This is a genomic window from Paraburkholderia sp. BL21I4N1, assembly GCF_002973525.1.
In the GTDB taxonomy this organism is placed as follows: Bacteria; Pseudomonadota; Gammaproteobacteria; order Burkholderiales; family Burkholderiaceae; genus Paraburkholderia.
In genome coordinates, this window is record NZ_PVEN01000042.1 from 1 (window position 1) to 5599 (window position 5599).

Annotated in this window: 5 protein-coding genes and 2 pseudogenes; 2 read left to right on the plus strand and 5 right to left on the minus strand. The window is 62.4% G+C overall.

The window, feature by feature from the left end; all coding sequences use genetic code 11:
- The 5 genes and pseudogenes from B0G83_RS37665 to B0G83_RS37680 form a co-directional block, all read right to left on the minus strand.
- The coding region (locus B0G83_RS37665; RefSeq protein WP_146120369.1) for a divalent metal cation transporter at nt 1-282 on the minus strand (282 nt) is incomplete at its 3' end.
- Between the two features lie 75 nt (nt 283-357).
- Nucleotides 358-1978: pseudogene (locus B0G83_RS37670) on the minus strand (oleate hydratase).
- A gap of 157 nt (nt 1979-2135) precedes the next feature.
- Entirely contained in the window at nt 2136-2450 is a 315-nt protein-coding gene (locus B0G83_RS39390; protein WP_258168513.1) for a chromate transporter, read from the minus strand.
- Nucleotides 2451-2541: 91 nt separating this feature from the next.
- A pseudogene (locus B0G83_RS39395) lies at nt 2542-3198 on the minus strand (chromate transporter); the annotation flags it as partial.
- Nucleotides 3199-3407: 209 nt separating this feature from the next.
- Nucleotides 3408-4382: an IS5 family transposase gene (locus tag B0G83_RS37680; RefSeq protein WP_105512327.1), complete on the minus strand. Its 975-nt coding sequence runs from the start codon at nt 4380-4382 to the stop codon at nt 3408-3410.
- A 424-nt stretch (nt 4383-4806) separates the two neighbouring features.
- Here B0G83_RS37680 and B0G83_RS37685 point away from each other — a divergent pair, with 424 nt between their 5' ends.
- Both B0G83_RS37685 and B0G83_RS37690 read left to right on the plus strand, forming a co-directional pair.
- Nucleotides 4807-5148 carry a hypothetical protein gene (locus B0G83_RS37685; RefSeq protein WP_105512328.1) on the plus strand — a complete coding sequence of 114 codons (342 nt, stop codon included), beginning with the start codon at nt 4807-4809 and terminating at the stop codon, nt 5146-5148.
- Between the two features lie 39 nt (nt 5149-5187).
- Nucleotides 5188-5599 (plus strand): universal stress protein (locus B0G83_RS37690; RefSeq protein WP_105512329.1); only part of this gene is annotated, 412 nt, incomplete at its 3' end.

The following is a 5599-nucleotide window of genomic DNA, read 5'->3' on the forward strand; positions in this document are numbered from 1 at the left end:
CGGAAACGCCTCCTTGATGTTGGCGGCCAGGCCCTTGCCGGTCACGCGGCCCAGACTGGCGCACATCGCCTGGACGGCCGCCATTAACGGAAACGCGAACGGCATCGTCCACAGCATGCTCAGACCGAATTGCGCACCGGCCTGCGAATATGTGGCGATGCCGCCTGGATCGTCGTCGGCGACGCCCGTGATGATGCCGAGGCCGATGCGCGCGAGCGGGTGTTCCTTGAGTCGTGCGAGTAGCGCGCCCGGGCGTTTTCGCTGTGTTGCCTCGAGTTCCACGGCGCTCTCCTGAACATGCGCGTGCCGCACGGCGTGTGAGGGCGGCCGCACACGGCGCAAAACCAGCATTGCCGGTTAGTGCCTGTGCAACGCGGAGGCCGCGCTATACACCACGCGCGGATCGTGCTGGCCTTTGTACACTGCCGGAGCGGTTCTGCAGCGTGTACACAGCTGTCTGCGCCGAGCGAACCGAATATTCGACGGTGAACACGACGTCGTTCGGCAACTCGCAAAACTGTCCGACGAACGCGAGGTTTGCCCAGCCTTCGGGCATCACTTGCGGCCGGTCGCCGCGCTTGCGCCGCAGGAACGGGCTGGTGATGAAGGGCATCAGGCACGGAATGCAGATCGCGTCGTCGAGAATATTCGGGGCTTCCGCCTGAACGTTCAGATGACCGAGAAGTTCCGTCATGATTTCGCGGCCCGTGCATCCGGCCATCGGCTTGGCGATGAAATTGCCCGGCCGGTCGACGAAAAGCCCGCAACCCCAGAACACCTCGACACCTTTCGGCTGCCCCAGGAAATGCGGCTGGTGCGGCAGCACGATCGAGACGAGCCAGTTCGATTGGGGAAAGGTAATCAGGCCACCTTCGCCGGGCACGTTGCCCGTCAGATCACGGATCAGGCGGAACAGCGTCGGATCATGCAACGTCGCTGTAAAAGACAGCCATTTGGATTCTTCGACATGGTCGGCGAAAACGGATGGATGGCCGAATTCGGCTCGTCCTGCTGCGATGGTTTTCCAGAGCGCCCACGCGCCGCTGCTGTCGTTATGATTGAACACGGCAGGGCGGTTCGTGCCGCCGAGGCTCGACCCTGCCGTCATTGACCCGAGCGTGACGATGACCTTGTCCGCCGCACCGACTGGAATCTCGACGCGACGGCTTTCATGTTCGCAGACGATGCCTGCCACCCGATTCAGTTCACCGCTTTCGTCATAGCGCAGATCGATGACCCGCGTGTTGGTGCGAAATCTCACCCCGTGGTCATCGAGCCATTTGCGCAGCGGCCGCACCATCGAATCATACTGATTGTAGACCGTGCGCATGATGCCGTGCAACTGGTTGAAGCCCGACGTCATATGCGCGAAACGCAGCAGATAACGCCGGAATTCGGCGGCGCTATGCCAAGGCTGGAAGGCGAACGTCGTGCACCACATATACCAGAAATTGGTTTCGAAAAAGTCCGGCTCGAAGTGGTCGGAAATCCGGCTGCCGCCGAGCTGGGCTTCCGGTTCGAGCGAAAGACGGCCGAGTGTGAGCAGGTGCGTTTCGGCGAGCCAGTAAGGGGGCGCGTCTTCGCGCTGGCCGTTGCGTATGAGCCGAGCCTTCGAGCAAGTGCGGCTCGTCTCGTTCCAGTCGAAGATTTCCTTCGTGACGCTGATGCGGCCGTCAAGCGTGGGAATTGAATCGAACAGATCGTAGGTGCACAGATACTTGCTCTCGAGCATGCGGCCGCCGCGCACGACGTAGCCTCCCTGTGGCGTGCCGGCGCCGTCGAGGCTGCCGCCCGGTTTGTCGAGCGCTTCGAGGATCATGATGCGGCAGCCGGGTACGTCGGCGTCGCGAATCAAAAACGCCGCGGCCGCCAGCGAAGCGATACCGCCGCCGACGAGATAGAAATGGCCGGATGCGATCGCTTTATCGCGGCCCTGACCCGCGACAGGATGCATGCCAGAGTATTCGGAATTATTCATGTCGTGCTCCCCGTAGGGTGATGGCCTTGGATGTATTGCTTGGACCATACCCGCGCAGCGGGAAGGCTCGTTGAGTTGGATCAACAGAGCGCGACCGGGCTCGCCAATGCAGTGCAAGTGATCCACACGCATGCCTGGCAAAAAAGGGGTATTGCCTTTATACGACCCACCACGCGAGCGCGGCTGTTATCAGCACGACCGCCCACGACGGCACTCGCCACCAGCCGAGCAGGACCAGGGCCGCGACGACCAGCGCGAAATCGCGCCCGGTATGCACTGCGCTGGTCCACACGGGGTCGTACAGCGCGGCGAGTAGAATGCCGACCACAGCGGCGTTGATGCCTGCCATGGCGCCGCGCATTGGCGCGAACGCGCGCAACTCGCCCCATAGAGGCAGCGCCGCGCCGACCAGCAGGAATGAAGGCAGAAAGATCGCCACGGTAGCGATCAGTGAGCCGGCCGTACCCTGCACGGCTGACCCGTGCTGGCGGCGCCGAGAAACACGGCGACAAAAAAAGCGGACCCGGGACCGTCTGCGCCGCACCGTAGCCTGCCATGAAGGTGTTCGCGGGAACCCAACCGCGCGGCACGACGACCGCTTCCAGCAGCGGCAACACAGCGTGGCCGCCGCCAAACACAAGAGATCCGACCCGGTAGAACGCCGAAAACAGATCGAGCGGATGACTGTGGAGATAGGCCGCTACCGTGGGCAGTCCGAACAGCAGCAGTGCGAAGGCCGCGAGACAAGCGAGCGCGCCGGCTTTGGACCCGGGCATGCCGAGCGGCGCGCGCGGCACTTCGGTCGACGACTTCAGAAATGCGGCGCCGGCAATCCCCGCGGCGACGATCGACGCAGTCTGACCGTAGGCCGCACCGAGCAGGATTACTGTGATGGCCGAGGCCGCCGCGATCGTCGCGCGTGCGCGGTCAGGGCAGAGCATGCGTCCCATCGACCAGACTGCCTGGACGACCACCGCGACCGCCGCGATCTTCAGCCCCCGCAGCAGATGAAGCGAAGTTGTATCCGACAGATGCGTGAAGCCGTATGCAAAAGCCACGAGTAACAACACCGACGGCAGCGTAAAGTCGAGCCACGCAGTTACCGCACCGGCAGCGCCGCCACGCAGACGCCCGATTGCGATGCCGACCTGGCTGCTGCCGGGCACTGGCAGAATCTGGCACAGCGCAACCATGTCGCTGTACGTGTGTTCATCGCGCCAGCGGCGGCGTCTGACGAATTCGTCGCGAAAGTAGCCAAGGTGAGCCGCCGGACCGCCGAACTAAGGCAATGCTGATCAAGCCGTGTAAACGCGGCTGATTGAGATGGCACATGCGTAAACTTTCCGAATCACGAATGAAGATGGTCATTCCGGTTCGTTTTGTCGCGCCGCAGGCGCTTTGCGCGGGCTTTTCGCCCGTGTGTCGCCCATTACGGGCGCACCTGTGCCGTAAATCGACCTCGCGACAGGTAGAGGTTCGCCAGCGCGAGCGAAACGAAGGCGCGATTGGCATTCTTCGCCAGACCGCGATAGCGTACCTTCGTGAAGCCCCACAGCCGCTTGACCACGGCGAACACATGTTCGACGCGGGCGCGGATCTTCGACTTGTTGCGGTTCTTGCGGCGCGCCACTTCATCAACGCTGTCCTTGCGGCGCGTGCGCTGATTCGTGAAGTCGCGAGCCTTCGGTGCCTTGCCATGGATCAGCGCTTTCTGGCTCGCATACGCGCTGTCGCCATAGACGCGCTGCTCCTGCCCATGCAGAAGCTGTGGCAATGGGTGTTTGTCGTGCACGTTGGCCGCCGTGACGACCGCGCTATGCGCCAGTCCGCTCTGGCTATCCACGCCGACATGAAGCTTCATGCCGAAATACCACTGCTGCCCTTTACGCGTCTGATGCATTTCAGGGTCCCGTGCCTTCTCCCTGTTCTTCGTCGAAGAAGGCGCGCCAATCAGCGTGGCATCCACAATCGTGCCGCTCCTGAGCTTCGCTCCGCGTGCCTGCAACACCCGGCCCACCTCGGCGAAGACTCGCTCGCCCAGCCCGTGCTCTTCCAGCAGGCGCCGGAACTTGAGCAGCGTCGTCGCGTCCGGAACCGTCTCACTGCCCAGGTCAATGCCCACAAAACTGCGCAGACTGAGGCTGTCGTACAGCGCCTCTTCGCACGCAAGGTCGGCGAGATTGAACCAGTGCTGCACAAAATGAATCCGCAACATGCGCTCCAGTGCGATAGGCGGGCGACCGTTGCCGCGTTTCGGGTAATACGGCTCGACGACCCCGCACAGTTCCGCCCACGGCACGAGCCGGTTCATTTCATCGAGAAACACCTCGCGTCGCGTAGGTTTGCGCTGTGCTCCGAATCCCGAGCATTGATCGACGGCCATCGCCAGTGTCAGTTGCTTCATTGTTTTTGCTTTTACCGTTGCATGTCCACGCTATAACGCATGACAGTCATGAATGGTGGACTTGATCAGCATTGCCCTAAGTCAGGCCGACCCTCAGAAAGATGCAAAAGAGCGTCCACGGCGAGCTATGTGCGGGGAGGGCGAGGGGCGTCTCTGTATCCGCGTTGCGCATGGGGAAGGTTGTGTCGGCACGGGCTCCGAAAAATAGCACACGCCGGTTCGCTCGGGTGCCATGTCCCGCGCCCGCGCTCAATCAACCTGCCAGCGCAGGCTGCGCAGCACTGCCACGCCATTGATGCAAGTCAATCGGAAGCCACGAATAGCGCCGATGATTTCTTCATCGGCTCGCTGACGTACGCGGCTTTGGCCGCCGGAACGGCCGATGGGTAGAACAGCACGCGCGGAGGCAGTATGGGGAATCGATATGCAGATCGTCTACCTCGGATTTACAGGATCCGCGCAAATCGAATCTGACGCAGCAGCACAACTGGTGCGCCTCGAGCGGTTCGGCAAATCCATTTCTGGTTGCCATCTTGCGATCGAGGCCATTCGCGGGCATGCGCCGAATGACGCAACCGACATACGGCACGCTGTGCCGGACGCGACGGTGAACCACCTCATGTTCGATGCACGTCTCGATCTGGTCCTGCGCACGGGTGAACTGGTCCCGCTCGAGCACCGGCAGAGTCCTGATCCCGATGTCGCGGTGAAGGCGCCCTTCGATGCGGCCGAACGGCTGCTCGAGCGCGGCGCCACGCGCGTCTGATTTCCGACGGTTGTTTCAAAGTTTCAACAGGAGGCAGTCATGTACGCAAACATCGTGGTGGCCGTGGACGGCAGCGAAGCCTCGAAATGTGCGCTTTCCGAAGCGATCCAGCTCGCAAAGCTCTCGCGCGGCAAGTTGACCGCGGTTTACGTGCTGGATCAATCGGCGGCTTTCACATACGCGGGCGCGTGCGATCCGCATCTACTGACGGACGCTGCGCGTCAAGTCGGCGTGAGCTTGCTACATGGCGCGCTCGCCCAGATGCGCGAGCTCAATGTCGCGGGCGACACGGAGATCGTAGAGACGCAAGGCATCGCCGAGAACATCGCCAGCGCGTTGATGCGCTGCGTGCAGCGCCGTGACGCGGACCTGGTCGTGATGGGCACGCACGGACGCCGCGGTCTGCGACGCATGGTGATCGGTGTGGCCGAGCGGTTCGTCCGCTATGCGA